General features: G+C 68.6%; 23 protein-coding genes and 2 pseudogenes. 15 read left to right on the top strand and 10 right to left on the bottom strand.

The features are described from left to right. The first annotated feature begins 27 nt into the window (after positions 1-27). From ACF08N_RS27890 to ACF08N_RS27875, 4 genes and pseudogenes are all read left to right on the top strand, one after another. Complete coding sequence (locus ACF08N_RS27890; protein WP_392327451.1) at positions 28-630, top strand: transposase family protein; 603 nt, start codon at positions 28-30, stop codon at positions 628-630. A gap of 79 nt (positions 631-709) precedes the next feature. Beyond that, the gene (locus ACF08N_RS27885) at positions 710-1,681 is read left to right on the top strand and encodes a helix-turn-helix domain-containing protein (protein WP_392327450.1); all 972 of its coding nucleotides are present in this window, start codon (positions 710-712) and stop codon (positions 1,679-1,681) included. Between the two features lie 441 nt (positions 1,682-2,122). Beyond that, a pseudogene (locus ACF08N_RS27880) lies at positions 2,123-2,951 on the top strand (IS5 family transposase). Next, positions 2,948-3,295, top strand: coding sequence for a hypothetical protein (locus tag ACF08N_RS27875; protein WP_392327449.1), 348 nt, complete (start codon positions 2,948-2,950; stop codon positions 3,293-3,295). The pseudogene ACF08N_RS27880 and the gene ACF08N_RS27875 overlap by 4 nt, the downstream one beginning before the upstream one ends. Positions 3,296-3,349: 54 nt before the next feature. On the opposite strand, the gene ACF08N_RS27870 is transcribed toward ACF08N_RS27875, so the two are convergent. Then, complete coding sequence (locus ACF08N_RS27870) at positions 3,350-6,112, bottom strand: SpoIIE family protein phosphatase (protein WP_392327448.1); 2,763 nt, start codon at positions 6,110-6,112, stop codon at positions 3,350-3,352. A 171-nt stretch (positions 6,113-6,283) separates the two neighbouring features. Between ACF08N_RS27870 and ACF08N_RS27865 the strand changes: the two genes are divergently transcribed. Next, a complete protein-coding gene (locus ACF08N_RS27865; RefSeq protein ID WP_392327447.1) occupies positions 6,284-6,637 on the top strand; it encodes a hypothetical protein in 354 nt (117 codons plus the stop codon). 921 nt (positions 6,638-7,558) lie between these two features. Here the strand turns inward: ACF08N_RS27865 and ACF08N_RS27860 are convergent. Continuing rightward, positions 7,559-7,738: a transposase gene (locus ACF08N_RS27860; RefSeq protein ID WP_392327446.1), complete on the bottom strand. Its 180-nt coding sequence runs from the start codon at positions 7,736-7,738 to the stop codon at positions 7,559-7,561. Between the two features lie 201 nt (positions 7,739-7,939). Here ACF08N_RS27860 and ACF08N_RS27855 point away from each other — a divergent pair, with 201 nt between their 5' ends. The 3 genes and pseudogenes from ACF08N_RS27855 to ACF08N_RS27845 all read left to right on the top strand — a co-directional run. Next, positions 7,940-8,524, top strand: coding sequence for a serine/threonine-protein kinase (locus ACF08N_RS27855; protein WP_392327445.1), 585 nt, complete (start codon positions 7,940-7,942; stop codon positions 8,522-8,524). Then, the gene (locus ACF08N_RS27850; RefSeq protein ID WP_392327444.1) at positions 8,521-9,600 is read left to right on the top strand and encodes a hypothetical protein; all 1,080 of its coding nucleotides are present in this window, start codon (positions 8,521-8,523) and stop codon (positions 9,598-9,600) included. The genes ACF08N_RS27855 and ACF08N_RS27850 overlap by 4 nt, the downstream gene beginning before the upstream one ends. A gap of 6 nt (positions 9,601-9,606) precedes the next feature. Continuing rightward, a pseudogene (locus ACF08N_RS27845) lies at positions 9,607-9,743 on the top strand (transposase); the annotation flags it as partial. 274 nt (positions 9,744-10,017) lie between these two features. Here ACF08N_RS27845 and ACF08N_RS27840 read toward each other — a convergent pair. Further along, positions 10,018-10,581 (bottom strand): SMI1/KNR4 family protein, encoded by a 564-nt coding sequence (locus ACF08N_RS27840; RefSeq protein ID WP_392327443.1) that lies wholly within the window; start codon positions 10,579-10,581, stop codon positions 10,018-10,020. On the opposite strand from ACF08N_RS27840, the gene ACF08N_RS27835 reads away from it, so the two are divergent. From ACF08N_RS27835 to ACF08N_RS27820, 4 genes are all read left to right on the top strand, one after another. Further along, positions 10,580-11,302 (top strand): GntR family transcriptional regulator, encoded by a 723-nt coding sequence (locus ACF08N_RS27835; RefSeq protein WP_392327442.1) that lies wholly within the window; start codon positions 10,580-10,582, stop codon positions 11,300-11,302. The two genes, ACF08N_RS27840 and ACF08N_RS27835, sit on opposite strands and share 2 nt — an antisense overlap. 463 nt (positions 11,303-11,765) lie before the next feature. After that, entirely contained in the window at positions 11,766-13,316 is a 1,551-nt protein-coding gene (locus ACF08N_RS27830; RefSeq protein ID WP_392327441.1) for an AbgT family transporter, read from the top strand. Positions 13,317-13,460: 144 nt separating this feature from the next. Further along, complete coding sequence (locus ACF08N_RS27825) at positions 13,461-14,018, top strand: ketopantoate reductase family protein (protein ID WP_392327440.1); 558 nt, start codon at positions 13,461-13,463, stop codon at positions 14,016-14,018. Next, positions 13,975-14,544, top strand: coding sequence for an NAD/NADP octopine/nopaline dehydrogenase family protein (locus ACF08N_RS27820; protein ID WP_392327439.1), 570 nt, complete (start codon positions 13,975-13,977; stop codon positions 14,542-14,544). The genes ACF08N_RS27825 and ACF08N_RS27820 overlap by 44 nt, the downstream gene beginning before the upstream one ends. 160 nt (positions 14,545-14,704) lie before the next feature. On the opposite strand, the gene ACF08N_RS27815 is transcribed toward ACF08N_RS27820, so the two are convergent. Together ACF08N_RS27815 and ACF08N_RS27810 are read right to left on the bottom strand one after the other, a co-directional pair. After that, positions 14,705-15,835, bottom strand: coding sequence for a PP2C family protein-serine/threonine phosphatase (locus tag ACF08N_RS27815; RefSeq protein ID WP_392327438.1), 1,131 nt, complete (start codon positions 15,833-15,835; stop codon positions 14,705-14,707). A gap of 315 nt (positions 15,836-16,150) precedes the next feature. Beyond that, positions 16,151-16,675: a hypothetical protein gene (locus ACF08N_RS27810; protein WP_392327437.1), complete on the bottom strand. Its 525-nt coding sequence runs from the start codon at positions 16,673-16,675 to the stop codon at positions 16,151-16,153. Positions 16,676-16,736: 61 nt separating this feature from the next. Between ACF08N_RS27810 and ACF08N_RS27805 the strand changes: the two genes are divergently transcribed. Further along, positions 16,737-16,880 carry a hypothetical protein gene (locus ACF08N_RS27805; RefSeq protein ID WP_392327436.1) on the top strand — a complete coding sequence of 48 codons (144 nt, stop codon included), beginning with the start codon at positions 16,737-16,739 and terminating at the stop codon, positions 16,878-16,880. A gap of 153 nt (positions 16,881-17,033) precedes the next feature. Beyond that, a complete protein-coding gene (locus tag ACF08N_RS27800) occupies positions 17,034-18,308 on the top strand; it encodes a hypothetical protein (protein WP_392327435.1) in 1,275 nt (424 codons plus the stop codon). Positions 18,309-18,536: 228 nt separating this feature from the next. Here the strand turns inward: ACF08N_RS27800 and ACF08N_RS27795 are convergent, their stop codons facing one another. Then, the gene (locus tag ACF08N_RS27795; protein WP_392327434.1) at positions 18,537-19,277 is read right to left on the bottom strand and encodes a DUF6193 family natural product biosynthesis protein; all 741 of its coding nucleotides are present in this window, start codon (positions 19,275-19,277) and stop codon (positions 18,537-18,539) included. Positions 19,278-19,322: 45 nt separating this feature from the next. Beyond that, complete coding sequence (locus ACF08N_RS27790) at positions 19,323-20,555, bottom strand: hypothetical protein (protein ID WP_392327433.1); 1,233 nt, start codon at positions 20,553-20,555, stop codon at positions 19,323-19,325. Between the two features lie 257 nt (positions 20,556-20,812). Here ACF08N_RS27790 and ACF08N_RS27785 point away from each other — a divergent pair, with 257 nt between their 5' ends. After that, the gene (locus ACF08N_RS27785; protein WP_392327432.1) at positions 20,813-21,832 is read left to right on the top strand and encodes a hypothetical protein; all 1,020 of its coding nucleotides are present in this window, start codon (positions 20,813-20,815) and stop codon (positions 21,830-21,832) included. A gap of 241 nt (positions 21,833-22,073) precedes the next feature. Here ACF08N_RS27785 and ACF08N_RS27780 read toward each other — a convergent pair whose 3' ends face one another. The 3 genes from ACF08N_RS27780 to ACF08N_RS27770 all read right to left on the bottom strand — a co-directional run bounded on the left by ACF08N_RS27780 (position 22,074) and on the right by ACF08N_RS27770 (position 25,741). Further along, complete coding sequence (locus tag ACF08N_RS27780) at positions 22,074-23,045, bottom strand: Kelch repeat-containing protein (RefSeq protein WP_392327431.1); 972 nt, start codon at positions 23,043-23,045, stop codon at positions 22,074-22,076. Positions 23,046-24,185: 1,140 nt separating this feature from the next. Beyond that, complete coding sequence (locus ACF08N_RS27775) at positions 24,186-24,995, bottom strand: alpha/beta fold hydrolase (RefSeq protein ID WP_392327430.1); 810 nt, start codon at positions 24,993-24,995, stop codon at positions 24,186-24,188. A gap of 179 nt (positions 24,996-25,174) precedes the next feature. Continuing rightward, positions 25,175-25,741, bottom strand: a complete 567-nt coding sequence (locus tag ACF08N_RS27770) for an adenylate kinase (protein ID WP_392327429.1) — start codon at positions 25,739-25,741, stop codon at positions 25,175-25,177. Positions 25,742-25,833 lie beyond the last annotated feature (92 nt).

Raw genomic sequence — 25,833 nt, 5'->3', positions numbered from 1 at the left:
GGCAGTCGCCGCACGGGTTCTTCGAGTGTGACCGAGAAGTGGGCACGTGCGGCCTTGACCCATCCTGCCTTCTGCGGCGTCTCGCGTGCACATCTCGGCGATTTGATCGAAGAGTTGGCCGATCTGTGGCTCGCCCGTTGCGAGTCGGAGCTTCGTGAGCGGCATGGTGCCGAGCGGCAGCGGGAGGCCGGTGCCGGCCCGAAGCACGACCTGGTCTTCACCGACCGCCTGCTCGTCACCCTGATCCACCTACGCACCGGGCTCCCGCAGGCCGCGCTCGCCGAGCTGTACGGCATCGCCCGCTCCACGATCTCCCGCGCCATCGGGGAGATCCGCCCGTTGCCGGCAGTGCGCGGCTTCGCAGTCCCCGACCACTCCGGCGTGCGACTTCGAACCCTGGCGGACGTGTTCACCTCCGCCGAGGCCGCGGGGATCCGGTTGCGGACCGATGGCGCCGACTACGCCGCGACCCACCACTCAACGGAGCCCGGTGTGTCGGTGATTGGCGAGCCGGCGGGCGGCGTCCGGCCCCAGCGCCACGGCCGGCCGCCCCGGTCGTCTGCATCGAAGCAGCGCAAGGACGGCTTCAACAACCCGCTGACATCCACCCACGCGGCTGATTGCAGATAATCGATCACGGCGGCAGGGGATGTGCAGGGGCTCGCCGGCATGGACGGGATCTCTGCCACGCCACATATATGGGGGATGAGTGGAATCGTTGGTTTTGTCGGCTTCTGACGTGCCGTGTGGGGATCGGTTCGAGTGGTTCTGCGAGACGGTGTCCAGCGGTCTGATGCCCGTCACACTCAGCACCAGGCACGCGGCCGACTTCCGTGCGAGTATCACGGACCTGGATCTCGGCGCAGTGCGCTTGTCGACCTTCGCCTTCTCGCCGGTGCTGTCACGCCGCAGCCTTGCCCACATCCGGCGGGGTGATCCCGAGCAGTTCCAAATGGCGCTGGTCACGCGAGGTGGCTTCAGGATTTCCCAGAAGGGCCGTGAGTCGGTGGTGGCGGGAGGCCTGGTGCTGACAGATACCTCACGTCCGATGGAGAACGAGGGACTCTGCACCGGCGGCCAGGTCGAGGCAGTCGTGCTGCAAATCCCTCGTCCGGCCCTGCCACTGCGCGCAGACAATGTGGATCGCCTCCTCGCGAAGGGCATCTGTGTGAGCGAAGGATCAGCAGCGATCCTCGCCGGCTTCATGAACACGCTGCTCGCCCATGGCCCCCGCTGTCGCCCCGAGGAACTGCGGGCAATGGGATCCCTAGCCCTCGACCTTGCCACCACGTGCCTGGCGCAGCAGCTCGACGCTCCTGGCGAGGCGCCGGCCGAGGCCCGCGCGCAGCAGATGCTGCACCGGATCACCCGCTTCATCGAGAACAACCTCGGCGACCCCGACCTGACCCCCCAAACGATCGCCGATCGGCACAGCGTCTCCCTTCGCAGTCTGTACGCCCTTTTCCGCGACCGGCCCGTAAGCGTGGCGGCATGCATCCGCCTGGGCCGACTCGAACGAGCTCACACTGACCTTGCCTGCCCGGAGTTGAGCACTCAGCCCGTCCAGGTGATCGCGTCCCGCTGGGGCTTCTCCAGCGCCACCGCGTTCAGCCGCGCGTTCCGCGAAGCATACGGAATCACCCCCACCGAACACCGCGCGACCGCCCTGCACAGCACCTAGCACGCAGTGCACAGAAACCCTGCACGCGACGCACACCGACGCACTCCACTCGGCGCTTAGATCATCAGTGCTGGAGACGGCGCGTCAACGTGCGCGGGGCACCAATGCGAACTGACGGAAGGTGCAGGACCGGGGCATGACTGCTCCCTGTGTCCGCCCTTTCGTTGACCTTGGAGTTCTTGAATGCACGACCTCCCGCAGCTTTCCAGCAAGGGCCATTCCAGCCCGCAGAGTCTGCGCTGCGCGGCGCTGCATCATCGACCCCGCTCAGCGACATGCCTTCGACGCGTGCATCAGTTTCACCACAGACCTTGGAGATCTCACATGCGAAAGCTCTCAGAGGGCGGTATGAGAGGTGGTAGGTGATTTGTCGTCACCTGATTGTGTGGGCCTGTGGCAGTCCAGCCGGTCGGAGGGCTCGGGCGTGCTGGGCTGAACACCGTGAGCGAGCGCAAGCCCTACAAGACCGACCTGTCCGACGAGCAGTGGGCGCTGGTTGAACCGGTGATCGCCGCGTGGAAGGCCGCACACCGCTCGGTCAGCGGCCATCAGGGCCGATACGAGATGCGGGAGATCGTCAACGCGCTCCTCTACCAGGGCCGCACCGGATGCCAGTGGGACCTGCTTCCGCACGACCTGCCGCCGCGCGGCGCGGTGATGTACTACTTCACCAAGTGGCGCGACGACGGCACCGACCAGACCCTCCACGACCTGCTGCGCTGGCAGGTGCGGGAGAAGGCGCGGCGGAAGGCGGACCCGAGCCTGGTGGTGCTCGACACCCAGAGCGTGCACGCGGCGGCCGGGGTGCCCGCACAGTCGACGGGGTGTGATGCGGCAAAAAAGTACCGGGCCGCAAGCGCGGCTTGGCCGTTGACGTGTTGGGCCTGGTGATCGCGGTGGTGGTGCTCGCCGCGTCCGTGCACGACAACGCCGCCGGTATCGCGCTGCTGGACAAGGTCGCCGCCGGCACCGACACCGTGCAGAAGGCGCTAGTCGACCAGGGCTTCAAGAACGCCGTCGTCGCGCACGGCCAGAGGGTGGGCATCGAGGTGGAGATCGTCGAGCGCAACCCAGGCCAGGCCGGGTTCGTGCCGATCCCTAACGGTGGATCGTGCAGCACGCCTACGGGATCTTGATGCTGCACCGCAGGCTGGTGCGCGACTACGAGCACCTGCCGCGCAGTTCAGAGTCGCGGGTGTACTGGGCGATGACCGCGGTGATACTGCGCCGGCTGACCGGGGCCACCGCTGCGGCCTGGCGCAGCGCATGACCGGCGGAGAGCTGACCCTCGGGGCGGTGCTGGTGCGGCTGGAGGAGCTGGAACGGGAGATCACCGCACAGGCCGAGGCGACGAGGGAGCAGATCGCGCAGCTGACCACACGGCTGGACGAGCTCGGCCGGGCCGCCGAGGAGGTCCGGATCACCCGCAAGACACTGCTGGAGCTGCCCGATCCGCAGCCGCCCGCGCCGCCGGCCCCGGAACTGCCGGACCATCCGGCCTACCAGCAGATCATGGCGGTGCTCGCCACGGCCGACGCGCCGCTGCGGCGCGGCAGGTATGCGAGGCGATGGACATGGAGATCGCGCCCAACAACATCAACAACACCCGCCTGAAGCTCAAACGGCTGACCGAGCGCGGCATCCTGATCGAGGCCGAGCAAGGCTTGTTCACCCACCCGCGGCCGTAGCCGCCCACGACGCTGCAGCCGGCGCACTTGGCGCTCCGGACTCATCGGGCAGTGGCTGCTCGGCCCAGATGACCTTGCCCTCGGGCGTGTAGCGGGTGCCCCAGCGGTCGGCGAACTGGGCCACCAGGAACAGGCCCCGCCCACCTTCGTCCGTACTGGCTGCGTAGCGCAGATGGGGAGAGGTGCTGCTGCCGTCGGACACCTCGCAGATCAGACAGCGGTCGAGCAGCAGCCGCACTCCGATCGGACCAGTGGCGTAGCGGATCGCATTGGTGACCAGCTCACTGAGGATCAGCTCGGTGATGAAGCCGGTCTCCTCCAGGTCCCATTCGGCGAGCTGACGGGCGACGACGTCACGCATATGTCCCACGGCCGCGGGGTCGCGCGGCACATCCCAGCGAGCCACCCGGTCCGCCGGCAGGACGCGGGTGCGGGCGACCAGCAGGGCGATGTCGTCGCTCGGCCGGGGGGACAGAAGGGCGTTCAGGGTCGCGGCGCAGATGCTCTCCGGCCCTCCTTTCACCCGGCTCAGGGTGCCGCGCAGGACATCGAGGCTGCTGCCGAGGTCCCGCTCGCGGTTGTACACGAGCCCGTTGGTGTAGAGGACGAGCTCACTGCCTTGTGGCAACTCCAGCTCGCTGGCCTCGAAGGGCAGACCGCCCAGGCCAAGCGGTGGACCGGCGGGCAGCTCCGGGAACTCGACATCTCCGTCGGCACGAACGATTGCGGGCGGGAGATGGCCGGCCCGGGCCATGGTGCAGCGTCGCTCGACCGGATCGTAGATGGCGTACAGGCAGGTGGCCCCGACGATTGTGTCGGCGCCTTCCGCTGGGTCCCCTCCCCGGTGGATGCGGTCGGCCAGCTCGTCCAGACGCGCGAGGAGTTCGTCGGGCGGCAGATCCAGGGAGGAGAGGTTGAGGACAGCCGTGCGCAGCTGGCCCATGGTCGCGGCGGCATGCAGCCCTTGGCCCACCACATCACCCACCACCAGCGCGACGCGCGCGCCCGTCAGGGGGATGACATCGAACCAGTCGCCACCGACCCCCGGCTGTGCCGGCAGATAGCGGTAGGCAACCTCGAGAGCATTCTGTTCGGGCAGGCCGCGCGGCAGCAGGCTGCGCTGCAAGGCCACGGCCACGCTGTGTTCCCGGGTGTATCGGCGGGCGTTGTCGATGCAGACCGCGGCGCGGGCGACCAGTTCCTCGGCCAGGGACAGATCGTCACCTTCGAAGGGCTCGGGCTTCTCCGAGCGCCAGAAGTTCGCCACTCCAAGGACAATGCCCCGGGCGGCCAGCGGGGCGGTGATGAGGGAGTGGATTCCGTAGTCGGTGATCCGCTTCGCGCGCTCGAGGTCCTGCACCTGCCACCCGGAGCCGTTGTGTAGATCGGGTTCGATGACCGCCAGTCCGGTGGTCAGGCTCCGCACTTGGGGCGTGGAGGAGACAAACCTGATCAGCTCGCCTGTGGGGTAGAGCGGATGATCGTCCCTGATACCCGCGCTGGCGGTACGGCGCAGCTCCTTTTCCATGCTCTCCGGCTCGTTGCCGCGCAGGACAGCCTCTGCCAGGTCGACGGTGACGAAGTCGGCGAACCGCGGGACCGATGCCTCGGCCAGCTCCTCGGCCGTTCGGGTTACGTCCAGCGTGGTGCCGATACTCACACCGGCGTCGTACAGCACCTTGAGCCGGTTCCTCGCGGTCTCCACCTTGGAGGACAGCGCTTGCAGCTCCGTCGAGTCCCGGAACGTCGCGACGCTGCCCGCGGGACCGTACTGGTCGGTGGGCCGCTGGTTGACTGCAAGCAGTCGGTCTCCCGTCAGGTGCACCTCGTCGGTCGCCTCCCGGCCCGACGCCAGGAGCGCGGCGGTCGCCGGGGCGAGCCCGAGCTCGCGGACATGCCGACCCCGGGCCTCCGGGGTGAGATCGAGCAGACGCTGCGCCTCATCATTGGCGAGCAGCAGTCGGCCGTTGTCGTCGACGATGAGGACGCCTTCCTTCACCGAGTGCAGCACGGCGTCATGATGGTCGTACATCCGCGTGATCTCATGGGGGCCCAGGCCATGGGTCTGACGCAACAGCCGCCTGCCGAGCAGTGCAGCTCCACCCGTGGTCAGGGCCACCGCGGCCGCAGCGGCGCCCAGCACGACCGGCAACTGCTCCATGACCATGGCGCTGACGTTCTCCAAAGTGACCCCGGCGGACACCAGACCCACGACGGAGTCACCGGGCCCTCTGACGGGAACCACGGCGCGAACGGAGGGCCCGAGAGTGCCCTCATAGGTCTCCTTGACGATACCGCCTGCCTGCGCGGGCGCGATGGTACCGACGAACCGTCCTCCGATGCGGTCCGGGACGGGGTGCGTGTAACGGATTCCGTCCCGTGTCATGACGACGACAAAGTCGACCCCGGTGCGCTCCCGGGCCGCTTCTGCCCGCGGCTGCAGCACAGCGGTGGGATCCGGGGACCCGAGAGCCTCCACGATCCCAGGGGAGTGGGCAAAGCTCTCCGCTACGGTGAGTGAGCGATTCGTGGCCTCCCGCAGGCTGTCGCGCTGAGTATCCAGTACGAGCACGACGACGGCAGCTGCGGCGAGCAGGAGCACGATGACGACCTGGAGCACGAACATCAGGCCGACGACGCTACGCACGCTCAGCAGCGAAAGTTTTCCGCTGCGCCGAACGCTGGACCTGCCAGAAGCCAGAAACCTCGACGAAGACCGGAGTCGGCGACGTAGTCCCGCCATGAGACCTTTGTACTCCGCTCACCCGGGCAGGGCGAAGCGATCTTCCGCCGGTCTCCGCCAGGGCTGTCCGTCGGCCCAGGCCATGCGGCCTCAGCTAGGACCGATGTCACGCAGGGGCTTGCCCTGCTCTGCCGACAGGTCGACCTCGTCGACCACTTCAGCTGCTGCTTCGTGCATGCGCAGGGCGAGCGCCGTTGGCCGACGGCGGTGCTGGTGCGGCTGGAGGAGCTGGAACGGGAGATCACCGCACAGGCCGAGGCGACGAGGGAGCAGATCGCGCAGCTGACCACACGGCTGGACGAGCTCGGCCGGGCCGCCGAGGAGGTCCGGATCACCCGCAAGACACTGCTGGAGCTGCCCGATCCGCAGCCGCCCGCGCCGCCGGCCCCGGAACTGCCGGACCATCCGGCCTACCAGCAGATCATGGCGGTGCTCGCCACGGCCGACGCGCCGCTGCGGCGCGGCAGGTATGCGAGGCGATGGACATGGAGATCGCGCCCAACAACATCAACAACACCCGCCTGAAGCTCAAACGGCTGACCGAGCGCGGCATCCTGATCGAGGCCGAGCAAGGCTTGTTCACCCACCCGCGGCCGTAGCCGCCCACGACGCTGCAGCCGGCGCACTTGCCCGTCCCGAAAGAGCGAAACGGATATCAGGTCACGTACCGCCCTCTCACAACGTGCCAGCAAGGCGCGTCCCTTCCTGCGTGGTTTGCGTCGCACGGTAGCGGCAACTGCGGCCCTTGCGGCCGCCTTGCTGATGGGTTCTCAGCCTGCCTTCGCTTCGGATTACTGGCAGGAGATCAAGCCCAACTCCAACTGGCATTGCGGCACCACGACTCAGCTGTACAAGGCTCCCGCGGGCGTCGTCGCCCAAACCTGCATCATCGCTTCCTCCAGCGGCTACGCGCAGGCCGTCTCGGTAATCTCGAACAACTCCAGCAGGGCGGTCGACTTCAGTTCATTCATTCAATCCAATCAGCTCCATTACGAGAACGCCCATCACTGCAAGCTCAGCACCCTCAACCCGGTTTCCAGAGGGGCTGCCTGGGTCCGAGCATCTACGTGGGTTGCAAGCCGTTCACCATCACCGCTCACAGCACGTGGAGCGTCGACGGGTGGGGCTCTTCGGTCACGTCCCGCACGTACACCCACAGCTGTTAGCCACGAATGGCGCGGCAGCATTGCGCCACCCCGGGGATGCTCGGGGTGGCGGCCGGCCGATTGCACGGTGTGCAGGGTTGCACCCTGCAGTGTCCGCGGATCCGCTCCACCGCCGCCATCAGCGGTCCCATCGCAACTCGCGTCCCGCGCCGGCTGCCGCGTCCAGGGCGCGCTCGTGCGCCGCTCCGCCTTGCGGACCATGACCACGAACTCGACTGCTCCCTGGTCCGTGGTCCCTGGTCCGTCAGTGCCGGTGCCGTTCATGGACCGTCTTCCACGGTCAGAACCGTTCCGGCAGGTCACGCCACTGCACGCCCGTCTGCACCCGGTGCAGAATCCCGCCGATCATCTGCCGGTGATCCCACCACCTGCCACAACGCCTGTTGCTGACCGGCAGGAACGGCCGCAGCCGTTCCCACTCTGCATCACTCACTCGGATCACCCCGCCCCATGTCCACATCACCGAACCGGACCGGCAGCAGTCACGTGATCGGCCGGACAAGTACTGGTGCAGCCGCCGAACTCCCCCCGTGCTCCTGCCTCTACGCTTGGGCCCGCCGGTTGATGGATGGCGAACAGCGATGTAACGGAGCGTGCGGTGCCCACGGGGGAAGCGAATGGCGGAGAGCTGATAGGCAAGGTGCTCGGGGGGCGTTACCGAGTGACCTCCGTGATCGGGCGCGGCGGCATGGGCGTGGTCGCCCGGGCGGTGGACGAACTGCTGAACCGAGAGGTCGCCGTCAAGGTCCTGCGAGCCTTCACCGACGCCTCCGCGGCCGAACTGGCCGATCTGCGGACCCGGATGCAGCGGGAGGCGCAGGCCGCCGCCCGTATACGGCACAGCGGCGTGGTCACCGTGCACGACGTGACCGAGGAGCAGGGCCTGCCGGTCATCGTCATGGAACTCGTCGAAGGGTCCTCGCTCGAAGACCTGCTGACGGAGCGCGGCACTCTGGAGCCGCGCGAAGCCGCGGCGATCGGCGCCAGGCTGATGGACGCGCTCGATGCCGCACACCGGGTCGGCGTACTGCATCGGGACGTCAAGCCCGCGAACGTGCTGCTGGAGCACGGCGGGAGGGTCGTTCTCACCGATTTCGGCATCGCCACCATGGAATCCTCCGGCGACGACGCCATGGCGAAGCTGACCCGCAGCGGTGACATCATCGGTTCTCTCGACTACCTGCCGCCGGAGCGCGCGCAGGGCCGGAGCCCGGTCCCGCGTCGGACATCTGGTCGCTCGGCATGACGCTGTACGCGGCCGTGGAGGGCGCTTCGCCGTTCCGCCGTACGTCCGCCTGGTCCACCCTGGCCGCGATCGTCACCGATCCCCTGCCGGAGCCCCGCCGGGCGGGACCGCTCACGCCGGTGCTGCAGGCGTTGATGGCGAAGGAACCGGAGGACCGGCCCACCGCGGACCAGGCGCGCGGCATGCTGGAGCGCGTCGCCTCGGGCGGGACGGTCCACCTCGCGTCCGCTGCCCCGGCTTCCGCTCCCACTCCCCCGCCGGATCCGGGCGCTGCGGCCACCGGTGCACCGGCCCCCGGGTTCGGCCCCCCGCTGTTCCCCCAGCCCACGCCGCAGCCCCAGCCTCCGCATGCCGGCTACCCGCAGCCCCAGCTGCCGTCGACGCTTCCACAGCCCGGCGCGCCGGTCGCGGGCCCGGCCGGAGTCCCCGCTCCCGAGACGAGCCGCTCCGCAGCCCGTCGCGCACGGCGGCGCAACCGCACGCCCCTCTTCGCATCGGCAGCCGCCGTTCTGCTCCTCGCCGCGGGCGGTGGCATCACGTACGCCCTGACGTCCCAGCAGGGCGGCACGACCGACGACGGCGCGCGGGCGACACCGCCCGGCGTCAGCTCCCCGACGGGCAACCACCAGCCGACCGGGGGCAGCATCCCGTCGTCCACCGGTTCTCCCGGCGTGTCCTCGCAGCCGTCGGCCTCGGAGGAGACGGGTCCCACGACGAACCCCGGCGTCGAAGGCGACAAGCCGGCCGAGAGCCCGTCGGCCTCCCCGGAGACCAAGCCCAGCTCGACGGTGAAGGAGCCCACCCCGGTGTCGACGGCGTGCACCGGCTGGGCCCACGAGAACCGCAGCAACGGCTACGGCTACCTGACCGGCGACTACCACCTCTTCACCGGGCCGTACCGGGAATGCCAGTACGTGAGCATGGTCAAGTCCGGTGCGAAGATCTTCTACCACTGCTACGTCACCAACGCCCACGGCAACAAGTGGATCTACGCCCGTGTCGAGGGCACGACCACCGAAGGCTGGATGTCCAGCAACCACCTCACGCGGGAAAGCGGCACACTGGTCCGCTGCTAGGGCCTGGTGCGATGGCGCACCAGGACCGGTGCGCCGTGGCAGGATCTCCCTGAGCGCTACGGACCGTGGGATCGGGCCGGCGAGACCTGTTCTGGCGATGGCAGTGCAACGGCACCTGGAATCGGATCTTCGAGCAGCTGCAGGCCGAAGCCGCGACCGCGCACGAAACCGGAGAAAGGTCCGCGCGGGGGCGTACGGCTCCCGCGCCTACCTGCGCAGACGAGGCGTGCGGTGCGCCATCCTTGAGAGGGCCGACCAGGTTCGCAACCGCAAGAAGCCGTTGAGTGCGGGATCAACCGTCTGAGGCGCCGCCGCGCGGTCGCCACGAGGCACGACAAGCTCGCCGTCCGGTATCACGCGACCGTGCTGATCGCAGCCGTCGACGAGTGACTGTGACCATCAGGGCCACGACAGTCCCTACTGGTTGGCGGGCCGTGGTTCACCGGAGTATTGGTCCAAGCCCGCCATCCAGCGACGTTGCTGCTCGAGCCAGTGCACGTAGCGCGGTGAGGCGTCGCGGAGATCGATGCTGAGTGGGTAAGGGTCGAACTCGTCCAGGAGCAGCTTGCGGAGGAATTCGACCATGCCACAGGAGAACAGGGTGAAGTCGTCGCGGGTGTGGCGGCCGCAGACCAGGATCGGCCACTGGTCAGGGTCGGGGTCGGTGGTCAGCCAGCAGAGGATGTCTGCGCCAGAGGTGACACCCCAGGCGAGGATGTGGTCCGGGTCGATGTCGAGGCCTTCCTGGCCGTCCAGCATCTCCCAGGTGTAGCGAGCGTTCTCCGTCTCCTCCTCGAAGGTCCCCGGATCCCACTGGATGTACTCCTTCGGCAGGGGCATGAGGATGCCTACTTCCGCGAACGAGCCGGCGCCCCACACGGACATGAAGGCCATGTAGTCCCGCGGGAGCCGCGTGCCCCACCGCGCTTCCGCGGCCGCCCAGTCGACCTCCTCGTCAGTGCCGAGACAAGTTTCAGCCATGGCAGTCCCGACGTACCTGCGGATCCGTACCGCACTGGAGCAGCGGATCCGTTCTGGCGAACTACCTCCTGGTAGTCGGCTCCCGACTGAGGCAGAGCTCCAGGAGCAGTACTCGATCGGTCGCGCGACCGCTCAGCGAGTGCTGACAGAGCTGGCTCAGGCCGGCTTGGTGGAGCGCCACCGACGGCGGGGCACTTTCGTCACGGAGGGGGCGCGGCAGGAGAACCTGCTGCGCTTCGTCAACACAGCACTGCGAGGGCCGAAGATCGCCGGGCGGCATGCCGTGGAGTCCGTCTCGGTGGTTCAGGCCCGTGATGCCGGGGTGGAGATGCCTGGTGTGGCCGATGACACGCCCGTCCATCAACTGCGACGACTGAAGTACGACGTCGACGACAACGTGATCGCCGTCGAACTCTCCGCCATTCCGTTCGCGTTGGCACCGCGGCTGCAGGAGGAGGATCTCAACCACCTGACAACGCACGACTACTTCGCCCGAGTTGGCATCCCAGCAGCCAAAGCTCGCATCTACATCGACCCGATCACGCTCGACGCTGCGACCGCAGACCGCCTGGGCGTGTCAGAGGGTCAGGCGGTCATCCGGCTGCGCCGGTTGACCTGGCTGAGCGACGGCAAGCTCGCCGAGGCACGGTGGGACATCACTCGCCCTGACCTCGTCGAGTTCTTCCTCGAGCAGACCATTCATCTACCGGCGGACTCCTGATCCGACAGCTACCGCCGGTTTGACCTGACCGACGGCTGGTTCGCGGCGCGCGGTAGCACACCCATCCACCCGCGTCGGTCGAACTCCTCATCACACGCAGCTTCGTCCGACGAGGGCTTCCAGCCTTCGCCGCTCCTGGGCGGGCCGGCGCTCGATACTGCCGCGCCGCCCCGGCCGGTGGTGTCCCCTGTTTCCAGGTGCTGTCCCCCAACGTCTTCACCACGGACTTCCCCGTACGGACACGCCTGGCCTTCCCCAGCCGACCCGGCTGCGCGGCGCCGTCGATCCCTCGCGCATGCCTTCGTCCGCCAGGCAACCGACGCGCAGCAATGTATTCACGCGCACATCACCACGTGCGACGCAGGCAACGCCATCCCCCAGCAAGAAGATCAGATCCTCCGCACCCGAAAGGGCCCCTGAGATGACGCATCCCCCGAGCAGTCGTCCAGTCGCCGGCGGCTCCATGAATCGATTGTTCCGGGCGCTCAGCGTCCTGGAGCGGGCCGGAAACAAACTTCCCCATCCATTTTGGCTGTTCGCAGTCCTGGCAGCCCTGCTTGCTGTGACGAGTGCCGTCCTTGCCGGCGCAGACGTAACCGTCACGCTTCCCTCGTCCGGAGAATCCGTCGAGGTGAAGAATCTGCTCTCCATCGAGGGAGCCACATTCGCTGCCGAGTCCGCGCTGGAAAACTTCGCCGGGTTCCCACCCATGGCCGTCGTCGTAGTGGTCCTCCTCGGCGTCAGCATCACCGAAAAGAGCGGCCTTCTCACTGCCCTCCTGCGCGTGACGATCGGCCGCCTGCCGAGTCGCTGGCTCACCTTCTCCGTCGCTTTCAGCTCCATGATCGCGCACGTCATGAGCGACTCGGCCTACATCGTGATGATTCCGTTGGGTGCCCTTGCCTTCCGTACCGTGGGCAGAAGCCCGTTGCTGGGATTGATGGTTGCCTATGCATCGACGGCCATCGGTTTCAACGCCAGCCCGCTCGTCACGCCGGCTGACGCGATCCGGTCCTCGCTCGCGGCCGCGGCCGCGCACACCGTCGACCCGGGCTACGTCATCACTCCGGTAGCCACATACTTCTTCACCGCGGCCTCGTCGGTTTTCCTGGCCGGCGTCATCGCTCTCCTGGTCGACCTGGTCCTGGCCAAGAGGCCGGAGTTCACCCCGACTTCCGAGGACAACGCGGCGGCCGACAAGCTCTTCAACGCCAATCATGCTGACGCTACCGAAGACAGCGAATCAGCCGGCCTCCGGTACGCGATGGAGCTGACGGGCACGGAGAAGCGTGCCCTGGGACTGTCCGCCGCCGTACTCGTCCTCTATGTCCTGGGAGTATGCGCGCTCCTCCTGCCAGGATCTCCCTTCCGCGGCGAGAACGGCAGCATCGTCCAGTCCGTGGTCGTCGTGAACATCGCGGTGTTCATCTCGCTGCTGTTCGGGCTCCTCGGCATCGTGTACGGCAGGAAGGCGGGCACGATCCCCTCACTGTCCGCGGTACCGTCCGCCATGGCTGATGGAATCAGATCCATCGCCCCGGTGATCGTCCTCTTCTTCGCGGTCGCGCAGTTCCTCGCCTACTTCACCATCGGCTCAGTGATCACCGTCGAGGGCGCCGAGTTCTTGAAGTCCCTGGACGCGCCCCACCTCGTCATTCTGCTCGTCATCATCGTGGCCATCAGCGGCCTCAACACCATCATCAGCAGCGGGTCAGCGATGTGGTCCATTCTCGCGCCCGTGGTGGTCCCGTTGATGATGTACATCGGACTCGCCCCCGAGGCAGCCATGGTCTCCTTCATGATCGGTGACTCGGTCACCAATACCACTCCGATGAACGCCTATTTCATCCTCGCTCTCGGCTTTGTCCAGCAATTCCGGAAGGGGGCAGGAATCGGCACCCTGCTGTCGTTCACCGTTCCCGTTTCGATCACCGTGCTCGTCTCCTGGGCCACTTTCTTCGCGCTCTGGTACGCCCTCGGAATCCCGCTCGGGCCAGGGGTGCCCGTCAGGTAGAGCACCTTCCGGCTCGGCGGTTCCCTACTGACAACCGGAGCCTGACGATCGCCAGGAGATTTCCTCAGAGGCGGAATCCCCGTGCCTCACGAACTCGACACATTCGACTTTTCCACCCGTAAACAACAGAACGGAAGTTCCTCGATGGGAAGCATCGCCATCATCGGCGCGGGCAATGTCGGTCAGGCCATCGCCGGCCACATGGCTCTCCAGGGCCACGACGTACGGCTCTTCGACAGGTGGGGTCACGACCTTGAGCCGATCAAGGCCAACGACGGCGGGATCGATCTGGTCGGCGAGGTGGACGGGCACGGTAAGCCCTCGATCCTGACCACCGACCTCGCCGAAGCCGTTCAGGGTGCGCAGGTCGTCATCGTCGCCACTCCGGCTTTCGCCCACGCGTACATGTCGAAGGAACTCGCGGCGCTACTCGAACCCACCCAGCTCCTCCTGTTCCAGCCGAGCGTGCTCGGCAGCGGCGTCGAACTCGCCCGGATGTTCGCGATCGCCCGGCCGGACACCCTGCCTCATCGCCGAAACGTCCACCAGCTTGTACACCTGCCGTCTCCGCAGGCCCGCGAACGTCTTCATCGGGGCGATCAAGCAGGCAGTTCCACTGGCCGCCGTGCCCAGTGCAGACACGACCCGAGCTCTCACCGTGCTGCGTGCGTACTTCGGACAGCGATACGTCTCCGGCGGTGACGCACTCGCTGTCGGGCTCAGCAACTCCAACCCCATCTACCACGTCCCGCCAGCGGTCCTGAACTTCAAAACGGTCGAGGACGCCGACCGGCACCCGCAGCACACCCTGGTGACACCACGCATCGCCCAGGTCGTCGACGCGCTCGACCGGGAACGCCTCGCTCTGGCGGACGCGCTCGGGGTGAAGGTGCCCAGCTTCTGGGACTTCCTCGACACCGCCTACGGCGTGTCCGACGGCAGCGTCGTCGAACGAATCACGCAGGGCTACGGTCGCCAGGCATTCCCGGAACCGGACTCGATCGAGCACCGGTACTTCACCGAGGACATCCCGTTCGGGCTGGTCATCTGGAGTTCGCTGGCCGCCCGGATCGGCCTCTCCATGCCTTTGGTCGACTCCTTCATCGCCCTGGGCAACACCCTCTGCGGCCAGGACTTCATCGCCGGCGGCCGAACGGCGGAGGCTCTGGGGCTTCACGGTTCCGACGTCGCCGGCATCCGAGCGGCCTTCATCGACGGATCGGTGTGACCGTGCGGGAGCGCGCCCGCCTCCGTCACCGGATACAAAGAGGTCGGCACCGGCGCGCTCCCGCGGCACCCTCGTCCACGCGTGCGCCAAGAGGAGGCGATGAATGATCGTCTCCGGTGGGCCGATGCCGGCGAGCGCGTCCACGGCCGCCGGGACGTGATCAATGCGGTCCGTCAGTTGAGAAGGCAGCAGCTGCATCGAATTGCGAGCCTGCTTCTTCGTCGAGCCGGTCGACGAGGAGCATCGCGGCATCGTCCACCAGGCAGCCCTGGGTCGTGTGGCGGATCAATGCCTGGTGCAGCTGTTCCAGGAGCTCCGGCGGGGTGCGGGAGTGCACCGCTTCCATGGCCTGGGGCAGGGCGAAGAAGTCGTTCTCGCGATTGCGGGCTTCGATCACGCCGTCGGTGTGCAGCAGCAGACGGTCGCCAGGTGCGAAGGGATAGCTCTCCGGCTCAGCGGGCGGACCAGTGATGAAGTCTTCCAGGCCGAGCGGTGGTAGCGGTGCGGTGGGCATCAGGGCCTGGACCTTGCCTTGGCGCAACAACAGTGGCGGCGGGTGGCCACGGTTGACCACCTGGACGACAAATGTGTCGGGTACCTGAGCCACGAGTGCAGTGACGAAGTCCTCCGCCTGGTCTCCCCCGTCGTCCGGGTCGACCGCACCCGGCACGGCGCACTCCCGCCTCAGCGCAGCCGCGCAGTGATTCATCACCTCCACCAGGTCGTCCTCGTAGTGCACGGCCTCCCGGAACGCGCCCAGCACGGCCGCAGCCAAGCGCACGGCAGGAAGCCCCTTGCCGCGCACATCCCCCATGATCATTCGGACCCCGTACCGTGTTTCCAATACTTCGTACAGGTCACCGCCGATCTGCGCTTCCGTCTCGGCCGCGAGGTACATGCCGGCGACCCGCACCGGGCCCAGCTGGGCGGGTACAGGTCGCAGGAGGACCTGTTGGGCTGCCACGGCAACCCGGCGAAGCTGGTCGAGCTCGCTCTGCCTGCGCGTACGCACCGCTTTACTCATGGTGACACTGGCTACCGACACCAAGAGAGCGGCCAGGAGGTTGCTGTAGACCTGACCACCCCAGCTCTGGTGCAGGGTGGCCGTGATCACGGTGACAGTCACAGCCCCAGTCGCTGCCGTAAGGGTGCCTTTCGGGCCCATCGTCAGCGCAGCCAAGGCCGGCATGGCGGCGAGGATCGGGCCGGTATACAAAAAGTGTGCGGGCGAGAGCTCTATCCCCAGCGCGATCAGTACGATCACGAACGGCACACACTGCGCGAGTCTCATGAGGACCCGGCTATGACCGCCCGCTATTGGTGGGCCGGATGAGCGGAAGAACGACCGCATGTGTACAGCCTGCCTCGCTGAAGTTGAGTGTTCCACTCAACGCTTATGGAGCCCCTCCCAGGGCACCGGTGGCCCGTGGCCGACAGACTCGCGCGCTACTGCGACAATTCTCGCCCTCGCCCGCCCACGCCTCGACGTCCTGAGGGCCCCCATACGCGATCAGCGAACCTTCCGGGCCCAGCCTCCGCAGCGTGCTCTCGCCATGGGCTGAGCCTGTTGCGCTGTGACGATGCCTGCTGCCTGCTGCTGTACGTCTCAGCCTCTGATGAGAGGCTCGTAGGGGTGACCCTCCGGCGTGAAGATGAGAACGAAGGCCTCTCCCACCCGAACGGCTACCTCCCGCAAGCGGGCCAGGACCTCTGCCTCGTCCGGAAGGTCGAGGCCAAGGGCTGCGGCGGCACGGTCTCTCCGGGCCACGAGATCCGGCATGTCCTGCAGGTACTCGGCCGAAAGCCTGCGACTTTCCTCGTCCGTAAACGCTTGGCAGTCGCGCCACCACGGGACGACCAGCAGCAGCCGCAGGAGCTCGGGCAGGCCGATCGCGACCAGAGCCGAACCTCCTTCGGAGTCGGCATAGAGGATCGGACGTTCCTCGCCGCCTTCACCGCAGAAGAAGTACGTGCCCCCGGCACCGTCGCCGGCGAACCCCTCGAGCGCGGCGCCCGAGGCGAGGTGGACTTCCTCGACATGGTCGCCTCGGTCCAGGTCGAAGTCACCCGGCCACGCGAGACAGCGGGCAGCTTCGTCCTGTTCGCGGACGGCAGCGATCAACGATTTCATGAGCCGCAGCCTATGGCTCGCTGGTTGACAAGCATCATGGGGAATCAGTCACAGCGTATGAATGAGCGTTCTTGCCGGCCCGTCCGGCCAACTACGTGCTCATTCACGGCTGGTCCTCGGCGGGCTCGCGCTGGAATGGCTCGGGCTCGCCCCGGCGGGGTTCGCGCCCGTGGTCGCCGACGGCACCCTCCTGGTCCCGCTGTGACATCGGGGCACCGCGCGCCGCCCTGCCGCGTCCGCCCCGGTGGTGCCGGAACCGTCGCCGGAGCGCCGGGCCCGGACACGTTCACGGCGTGAGCCGTCCAGGCACACTGCCGCCGCAGGGCGCGGTCAGTGGTCGGGGCTACTGTGCTGCCGCATGAAGATCGAATCCCTTTTCGAGGAACTGGACAGCGACGACGCCGCGCGCGTAGAGGCCGCCGCCGCACGGCTGGCGGAGCAGGCCGACAGTGTGGTGCCGATGCTGCTGCGCGGCGTGGCCGGCGTGCAGCGGACCACTGAACTGGAGCCGGTCATGCGGGTGTTGAGGCACATCGGGCCGCCGGCCTTCGACGCCATTCTGGCGGCCTGGCAGCGCAAGGAGGTGACGGACTGGCAGGCGGGCCGGTTCCTCGGGGTGTTCGACGAGCGCTCCGCCGACCAGTACGCGGCCCTGGCGGCAGATCCCAACTACGGGAAGTCGGGCAACGGCTTCCGGGGGCTCGTCAGGCTGCGGGTGGACTCCGAAGCCGCGCTGCGGGCCCTGGTGGACACCTACGCCCGCGGCCGCCTCGTCCCGTACAAGGCCGCCGACTACGCCCGCCTGCTGCACGACTCCTTCCGGCCGCGGCTGCGCTCCCTGCGCCGCGACCCGGCCGCGTCCCCGAGGATCCGGCGGGGCGCGATGGCGGCGCTGGTGGCGGGCGGCGGCGCCGACGCGCTCGACGACCGCGACCGGGCGGCGGTCGAGCGGCTGATACGGGTGAAGATCCCGCACGAGATCCCGAGGCTTCCGTCGTCGACCCTCAGCGGCTGGTGGATGGCCGTGCCCGGGGCGTCGTACGAGGGCGTCTTCGAGGCCCTCGGCCTGCATGACCGGCGGCCCGTCACCGTCGCCGCCGGCGTCCAGGCGGCGGAGAGCCAGGAGATCCGGGTACCCGGGCCGGACGGCGCCGACCGCACCGTGGGACGGGCCTTCGTCACCCCCGAACTGGACGGCTGGCGCCTCGTCTTCGGTCCCTTCGACCTGCTGGTCGGCGACCCCTGGGACGGCATGATCGAGACGGTCGAGAGGGTCAGCGTCCACTGCGGCCAGGCCCAGTTCTTCTTCCTGGACGACGCCGGCGGCTCCGACGTGTGGATCGTCGCCGAGAACGGCCGGGTGATCCGTCAGTACGCAGCCGAGAGCGACCCCGAGTGGGAGGGCGACCCGCTGCCGTGGGAGACCCTCGCGGTCGACGACCCGGACTTCGACCCGGAGTACGACGAGGCCCCGCCCAACGCGGGCACCACGGGCGCCCGGTCTGCCTGCGCCTACCTCTCGGTCGACCCGGGCGAGGTCGGCCCGGACACGGAGGTGCGCGGCCACGGGTGGCTGGCCCTCACCGCACCGGGCGTCGGCCACGGCGCGTTCCCAGGGACGCTCCGCATCTGAGGCGCACCGCCGGCCGCCCTGGCCCACGGCCCCGGCCGTCGTCCCGCCTCGGCGCCCTGCGGAGCTCGCCCGCCGGGGGCGCCGCGAAACCACAACGGACCGAACACCGACGCAAGCCGAGACCGGAGAGCCACAACAGTGTGGCTGAGCACTGCAGTTGTCACACTTCGCCGGGTGCGGTGTGAAGTCGGCTGCTGCGCTGTCGACCGGCCCGCTTGCCGGGCGGGATCATCCGCCGAGCGTGGTGGGGCCGAGGCCGGACGACAGTTGGCGCACAGCCACGGCCACGGCCTCCTGCGCTGTGGCGAATTGGCCGAGGTCCTGGCTGATGATGCCCCGGCCCACTCCGTACGTGCCGTCGCTGTTCGCGCTCAGGCATGGTCCGACGACGGTCAGGTCCGGGCGGGTGGTGGTCGAGAAGCGCAGTGCCCAGTGGCTCGTGAACGGGTAGAGGGCGCGCAGCGCCGGCTCGGCGTGCGCCGCCTCGATCAGGTTCTGGTACGTCTCCTGCCAGGCGTACTCCAGATCGGCCGCCTCCTGGCGCATGCCCTGCCACTCGGATTCCGTCAGGCGCGCGGGATCGTTGTCGGGCACTTCGAACCTGCCGGTCAGGTGCACGAAGGGCGCTGCCTGTCGGATGTCGTTCAGGGGCGCCCCCTCGTGCCACGCTCGGGCGGCCCTGGCGACCTGCGCCAGGTCGTCCGTCCTGCCGTCGATGAGGGGCATGCCCTGGAAGGGTTCCTCACCCCGGATCGACCACCGCCGTTCGTACGACCAGGCGCTGATCTGAAGAGGTTTGCGGTGCGGCAGAGTGCTTGCGACGGTCGCATGGCGCAGCGGGTCGGAGATCGAGGCCGTGACGGGCTCGCCGCCCAGGCAGCCCTCCGCCTCGGCCCGCAGTGCTGTGGCGAGACTGCCGCATCCCGCGACGTCGGGATACAGGGCGGCGGGATCAGGTGGGGTGGGCACGGCTCCTGATTCTGCCCGAGCCGCTGGTCGCCGGGGCAGGCGGCGTCAGCTCAGCACGGGGTTGCCCCGGAGGTTCGCATCCCCGCACGGCCAGGGCCCTTCGGCAAGGCGGCCCAGCGGGCTGCGGAAGGCGAGCACCTCGCTGTCCAAGGACACGACGACGCGGCCGTCATCCAGCAACAGCGCACGGCCGATGACCTTCCGGTCGTCGTCCATCGCGAACAATTCGTGCGCGGCCAGGTCCGCGTCGATGGCGAGGAGCTTGCCATCGCGCCAGAACACTGTGGTGCCCTCGTGGTCCATGGCGGGAAACGAGGTGTAGTAGCCCGTCAGCGAAGGTCCGTCCTTCAGGGTGTTGTTCGATGCGAGTCGTCGGAACCGCGACTTGGACGGCAGGACGTTCTCGAGCTCGGGGCCGCAGATGATGCCCTTGTCGTTGACGAGCAACGCTCCGTGGCTGGCCCACCGAGCTGTTTCTCCACCATCTCGGCCATAGCGGCCTGTCGTGAACGCCCCGTACCCCTGGGAGCCGATCAAGAACTCGCCAGGGCCGGCTATCGCCTTCCGGCCCATGGGAACGGGAGAGGTGGCCGACACGATCTCGCCGCTGTCCAGGTCGAGGAAGTATGTTCTCCCGATCCCACCACGTGTGTCGGTGAAGCCGGCCGCGACCCGGTCGCCCGACACGAGCAGTGGCTCACAGTGGTCGACATCGACTTCCTCCGGCACCCAAGGGCGACGCGGGCGCATCGCCCACCCCGTGTCCACCCCCATCTCCAGCACACCCGGATGGGAGACCGCACCGAGCTCGATCGGCGTCGACCACAGGCACACTCCCTCCCACGTGTACCGGGCCACACGAGGTCGCGGCACGGAGCCCTGCTCGCTTCGCTCCCGCTGGAGCAGGCGGGAGGCGCCGGCCCAGGCGATACAGAACCCGTCGTCGAGCAGGACGAACGCGCCGACCTCCTCACCGGGGCCGCACTCCGGGCGGATGGTAGGGCCAGTGGAACCGTCCGGCAGGACGCCCTCCAAGAGCCGGCCGTCCTGATCCGAGTACGCGACCCAGAGCACGCCGTCCGGGGACAGACGCGATCGCGGCCTGCCCGTTCCGTCGTACGTCCGCCGCCATGCCACCGCGCCCGACAGGTCGACCAGCGTCACGACCGTCTCCCGAGGATGCGCCCCGTGGCTGGTCACGTACAGCGGACCCGACGGATCGGACGCGGCCACGGACCAGACCTGGCCCGGCATGGTGATACGCGAGGAGAGAGTCATGCGTCCGCATCCTGCCGCATGCCACCACCCCTGTCAGCGAAGCGATCAACGGCCAAGGGAAGCCCCTGTGCGGGCCATTCAGAGCGCTCAGCCGGGGCAAGTGCCGAGCAGCTTCAGTGATAGCGCCGGTCCACTGGACCGCGAGCCGGCCGACTGAAGAGCTGAGTGACAGGGGGCGGGCGAGCACTGGGCGTGCCGCACCGGACGGTATGCGTTCGATTCCTGTTCGAGTACGGTAGAAAGGTGGAGGTGTCGCCATGGACGAGCAGCATGATCAGGCCGTGGGCGCCGGTTCGCCGATCCTTCACCTGCGCTGCCCGCGCGATGTCGATCCCAAGCTGTACCACCTGCTGCTCGGCCTGGTGGCGGATGTCACGCCGGTGGTGCAGGCCCTGCCGCCGTCTGCTGCCGTCGCGGACGTCTCCGGCAGCGTCCGGCACTTCGGCCGCGATCCGGCCGGGCTGGCCCGAATGATCCGGGCGCGGGCCCTGGCCCTGTACGGCTTGCCCGTGGCGATCGGAGTGGGGCCCAACTGGACGGTGGCCGCGATGGCTTCCCGGGAGCCGGGGCAGGACGGCGTGCGCGTGGTCGGCTCCAGCCCGGAGGCGGTGGCGGCGTTTCTTCACCCGCGGCCGGTCGGCGAGCTCCACGGCATCGGCAGCGCCCAGGAGCGGACGCTGATGACGTACGGGGTGCACACGATCGGCCTGCTGGCGGAGCTTCCGGAGGCGACGGTGCAGCGGGTGCTGGGCGGGAAGGCGGGGCGGCTGCTGCACGAGCGGGCCCGCGGTATCGACCGGCGCCGGGTGGTGCCGGCCGAGCTGCCGCACAGCGCGGCCGCGCAGCGCAGCTTCCCGACCGACACCCTGGCGCCGGAGCTGGTGCGGTCCGCGCTGCTGTCGCTGGCGGTCGAGCTCGGCGAGCGGCTGCGCGGTCGCCGGCAGGCGGCGAAGGCCGTCACGCTGACGGTGACCTTCGCCGACCGCACCCAGCTGCACCGCAGCCACCAGCTGCCCGGCGGCCCGTCCGCGCACACCGACGATCTGCGCGACGCCGCGTACGCAAGCTACCGTGCCCTGGGGCTGCAGCGGGCCCGGGTGCGGGCGGTCGCCCTGCGCTGCGAGGAGCTGGTCGACGCGGCCGCGGTCGCCGAGCAGCTCTCCTTCGACCCGGCCCGGGAGCACCGGCTGCGCGCCGAGCGGGCCATCGACGCTGTCAACGCCCGTTTCGGCTCCGGCACCGTAGGCCCTGCGGCGGGCCATCCGCAGGCCGGCTGAACGCCTGCGTCGGGTTCAGATCTTGGGCAGCCCGGAGCCCTTGCGGCCGTCGGAGAAAGCCTCGCGGGAGTGAAGGTGAGCGGTTCGGCGCTGATCGGTGAAGTGACCGGGTCCGCCCGACCTGATCGGGGTGTACGCCCACTGCTCGCTCGGCAACGAAGCCCCGGGCAGAGCCTGGGGCTTCGTTGCCATCGAGACCTGTTGAAGCCGGGCGCCCCCCCGGCTCGGTCCGATGCGGCTGTCAGCCACCGACGGAAAGGGCCTGCACGGAGCTGAGGGCCGCGAAGGGGGAATCGTCTGCGCCACCGAGGGCGTACACACAGGTGTGCTTCGGGCCTCGGACGTTCTCGGGGCACGGCGCGGTCGCGGCGGCCAGCTCGAAGCGGGCGGTGGCCAGGTCGGGTAGGGGGTTCCAGGCGTTCGTGGCCGGACTGAAGACCTCCGCCGTGTTCGTGGCCAACTCCGTGAAGTCCGTGAAGCCAGCGATGGCGTACGCGCAGGTCGGCTTCACGTTCCTGTCCCCGTTGGGGCAGGGTGCGGAGGCCGCGGCCAGAGCGACGCGCGTGGTGCCCAGTGAGGCCACGGCCCGCCAGGTGTTCGTGACGGGGCTGTATGCCTCCACTGTGTCGAGGATGTTGTCGGTGGGGTTGAAGCCGCCGATGGCGTACACACACGCGCCGCGCAGTCCCTCGACGTTCTCGGGGCAGGGCGCGGTCGCCGACCCAGGAGCGTCCCGGGAGGTGCCCAGAGAGGGCAACGTGCGCCAGGCGTTCGTGGCCGGGCTATACGCCTCCACGACGTTGCCGAAGGCCCCGCCGACGGTGTACACGCACGCGCCGCGCAGTCCCTCGACGTCCCTGGGGCAGGGCGCGGTCGTCGCTGCCGGGAAGCTGCGGGCGGTGGGCAGGTCGGGCAGTGTCCGCCAGGTGTTCGTTGCGGGGCTGTACGCCTCCACCGTGCCCACGTCGTGCGCGGGGTCGGGCCACTCGGTGCCCGTGAAGCCGCCGATGGCGTAGACGCAGATTCCCTTGAGCCCGTCCACATCCTTGGGGCATGGCGCGGTCGCCGCCGTCAACGCGTAGCGGGCGGTGGGCAGGTCGGGCAAGGTCCGCCAGGTGTTCGTAGCCGGGCTGTACGCCTCCACCGTGTCCAAGGTGGGCGAGCCGTTGTGTCCGCCGATGGCGTACACGCACGTGCCCTTCAGGCCTTCCACGTCCTTGGGGCACGGCGCACTCGTGCCCGCGAGGCCGTATCGGGCGGTGGGCAGGTCGGGGACCGTGAGCCAGCCGCTCTGAGCGTTCGCCGGCGTGGTCGTCAGGGCGAGCAGCGACGTCAGTACCGCGACGAGCAGCCACCGGGTCTGAGCGCACCGCCAACGTGGGCGCCGGGACGGGATTGGCGCATTCCTCCCTGGCCCGCCTCCTGCATGCTTCAACACTGTCTTCACCGCGTCCCGTCCTCTCACGCCGACAACGCCGTCCATGGGGCACCTCACGCCGATTCACCAATAGGTGATAACCAGGCATTTCATGAAATTAGGCAGCCTTCGGCCTGGGCACACCCGCGGCTGAGGCAAACGGCCGAGCTTGCGGTGCCGGGGGCCCAGGCTGCCGACGGTCACTCGCATGACGGATTTGGTTCCGTGAGCCCCCACCCACTGCCCCGCCTCAGTTGATCGCGACGACGTGGGTGCGTCGTCGCGATCAACTGAGGGCGCGCGGGTTGTGGACTCCCTTCCAGGAGCCGACCTTTCCGTGATCGACACGGCCGTAGCCGTCGTCGTGGCCGACGCCGACCGCGAGCTGACCTGCTGGAGCCGGGGGGGCGCAGTCCCTGCTCGGGTACACCGCCGAGGAGATCGGCGGCCCCATCCGCCTGCAACTCAAAATGCGGCCGCGCTCGTCCGGGGCTGGGGGCGAAGCAGGAGCCGAGCGACTCTGCCAATCCCAAGGCCGTTGTTCTCCTCGACAAGAGCTGGTCAGCCCACTCTCATTTTCAGCGACGTCTCCGACCGTGCGGACACACTCGGCAACGAGACCACCGCTCGGGTTCTCCCGCGGACTGTGTATTTTCGGTTGGCTGGCGCCCTTGCCACCCGCTTCGGCGGATTGGGTGCCGGCCGTTGCATCTGACGGCCGGCGCCTTTGGCCGCTGCGGACCCCGTCCCGCCTCAACCCAGGACCGCGATCAGCACCAGTACCCACCCCGGGGGGATCAGACGCAGCGGTCCCGTCTCATCGCAGCTTGAGCGACGAGACCGGGACGACTGGTTGCATGCGCTCGCCGAGTCCTGGTTGGCCACTCTCAGCGTCACAGTTCGCCACGGTTGGCTCGTCGGCGTGGGCAGTAGCAGTCACGCCGAACTGATGCCCGTGGCGGCTGCCGCCTGGGCACGCCGTACGGGAAGCATCGTCTGGATGGGATCGTTGGCAAGGAAGTCGAGAATCATGCGATTGACCTCCCCGGGCTTCTCCATGGGCAGCGCGTGAGAGGTTCCGGGGACGACGGCCAGCTCGGAGTCGGGGATCGCGCGATACAGGGCGATCGTGTGCTCGAGCGTGACCACGTCGTCGTCGCCGACGAGGATGAGGGTGGGCGCGCTGATGCGAGCCAGGTCCTCCGCGGGGATGGTCGGCTGGTCGCGGTACATGTCGATCAGCTTTCCCACGACGACCGGCCAGTGGTCGGCGCCGTCGGGCGACGCGGCTGCGTACATCTCCAGGAACATCGCCAGGTCGGGGGCATCGGGCGTCACCTGATCGAGCATCTCCGGCGCCGCGCTGCTCTGTGAGCTCGGGAGGAAGTTGGCACCCATGGCCACGACCTTCCGGACCAGGTCGGGGCGGTCGATGGCGACAAGCAGGGCGACGATCCCGCCGTCGCTCCATCCGACGAGATGGGCGGGGCCGCCGACGACCGCCTCGATGAAGGCGACGGTGTCGTCGGCCATGTCCTGATAGGAGAGCGGCCCCGGGACGTCGGGCGTATGCCCGTGTCCGCGACGCTCCGGGAGGAAGAGGCGGAACCGCGCCGCGAAATCTGCTCGCTGGGGCCCCCACGTCTCGTTCGTGCACAAGCCGCCGTGCAGGAGGACCAACGGATCGCCGGCGCCCTCGACCTCGTGCCAGGTCTTGACACCGCTGAGATCCACGTAGTCGCCCATGGTTCAGCCTCTCGGAGTGCCGCCCCTCATGGCCAGTCTCCGCCGTCGGCCGAATGCCCTGCAAGCACAGGATGCGGGCACCGCCCGCATGGCGTGCGCCCGCGCCACGTCCGCCCGTTGCGTCGCGCGGAGACGCAGCCGCCGGGTGGCCGGGACTGCGGCACAACAGCCACCACCCGCTATCCGCCCAGGCGTGCCCCCCTGTCCGTCAGGCCCGCCAGTGCTCGCGACGCGATCTCCTCGACCGGTCCGGTCGCAGGAACCGTCACCAGGATGTCCGAGTAGTGGGCGAGGAGAGGTGCCGTCCGGCTGCGGTACACCTGTTGCCGGTGGCGGATGACGTCCTCGGTGTCGTCCGGCCGGCCGCGGTTCAGCAGCCGTGCCACGACCTCCTCCTCCGGAGCCGTGAACTCCAGCACCGCATCCAGCGTGGAGCCCATGACGTCCAGCACGGCGGCGAGTTCATGCGCCTGATGCACGGTGCGGGGGAAGCCGTCGAGGAGGAAGCCGTGCCGGGCGTCCGGTTCGGCCAGTCGCTCGCGGACCATGTCACCGGTGAGGTCGTCGGGTACGAGTCCGCCCGTGTCGAGGTACCGCTGCGCGGTACGCCCGAGCGCGGTTCGGCGGCTCACGTGCTCACGGAACAGGTCTCCGGTGGAGATGTGGGGTACGTCCAGCTTCTCGCGGAGGATGGCTGCCTGGGTGCCCTTGCCTGCTCCGGGAGGGCCGATGAGGACGATTCGCATCAGTGGGTGCACACCTTTCAGTCGCTTTTCAGTCGTTGCCTGCGCTTGTTTCGTACGTGCGTTGTGGTCCGGGCTGTTCCGCTCGGCCGCCT

This window comes from Streptomyces sp. NPDC015127 (assembly GCF_043080095.1).
Lineage (GTDB): Bacteria > Actinomycetota > Actinomycetes > Streptomycetales > Streptomycetaceae > Streptomyces.
This window is presented reverse-complemented; position numbering and strand designations above follow the sequence as displayed.

What these genes read in the sequence shown, in the direction of transcription:
- ACF08N_RS27875 (WP_392327449.1), top strand. Translation starts at nt 2,948, where the DNA reads ATGACCGGCGGAGAGCTGACCCTCGGGGCGGTGCTGGTGCGGCTGGAG.
- ACF08N_RS27870 (WP_392327448.1), bottom strand. Translation starts at nt 6,112, where the DNA reads ATGGCGGGACTACGTCGCCGACTCCGGTCTTCGTCGAGGTTTCTGGCT.
- ACF08N_RS27860 (WP_392327446.1), bottom strand. Translation starts at nt 7,738, where the DNA reads ATGTGGACATGGGGCGGGGTGATCCGAGTGAGTGATGCAGAGTGGGAA.
- ACF08N_RS27850 (WP_392327444.1), top strand. Translation starts at nt 8,521, where the DNA reads ATGACGCTGTACGCGGCCGTGGAGGGCGCTTCGCCGTTCCGCCGTACG.
- ACF08N_RS27835 (WP_392327442.1), top strand. Translation starts at nt 10,580, where the DNA reads ATGGCAGTCCCGACGTACCTGCGGATCCGTACCGCACTGGAGCAGCGG.
- ACF08N_RS27840 (WP_392327443.1), bottom strand. Translation starts at nt 10,581, where the DNA reads ATGGCTGAAACTTGTCTCGGCACTGACGAGGAGGTCGACTGGGCGGCC.
- ACF08N_RS27830 (WP_392327441.1), top strand. Translation starts at nt 11,766, where the DNA reads ATGAATCGATTGTTCCGGGCGCTCAGCGTCCTGGAGCGGGCCGGAAAC.
- ACF08N_RS27825 (WP_392327440.1), top strand. Translation starts at nt 13,461, where the DNA reads ATGGGAAGCATCGCCATCATCGGCGCGGGCAATGTCGGTCAGGCCATC.
- ACF08N_RS27815 (WP_392327438.1), bottom strand. Translation starts at nt 15,835, where the DNA reads ATGAGACTCGCGCAGTGTGTGCCGTTCGTGATCGTACTGATCGCGCTG.
- ACF08N_RS27810 (WP_392327437.1), bottom strand. Translation starts at nt 16,675, where the DNA reads ATGAAATCGTTGATCGCTGCCGTCCGCGAACAGGACGAAGCTGCCCGC.
- ACF08N_RS27805 (WP_392327436.1), top strand. Translation starts at nt 16,737, where the DNA reads ATGAGCGTTCTTGCCGGCCCGTCCGGCCAACTACGTGCTCATTCACGG.
- ACF08N_RS27800 (WP_392327435.1), top strand. Translation starts at nt 17,034, where the DNA reads ATGAAGATCGAATCCCTTTTCGAGGAACTGGACAGCGACGACGCCGCG.
- ACF08N_RS27790 (WP_392327433.1), bottom strand. Translation starts at nt 20,555, where the DNA reads ATGACTCTCTCCTCGCGTATCACCATGCCGGGCCAGGTCTGGTCCGTG.
- ACF08N_RS27785 (WP_392327432.1), top strand. Translation starts at nt 20,813, where the DNA reads ATGGACGAGCAGCATGATCAGGCCGTGGGCGCCGGTTCGCCGATCCTT.
- ACF08N_RS27775 (WP_392327430.1), bottom strand. Translation starts at nt 24,995, where the DNA reads ATGGGCGACTACGTGGATCTCAGCGGTGTCAAGACCTGGCACGAGGTC.
- ACF08N_RS27770 (WP_392327429.1), bottom strand. Translation starts at nt 25,741, where the DNA reads ATGCGAATCGTCCTCATCGGCCCTCCCGGAGCAGGCAAGGGCACCCAG.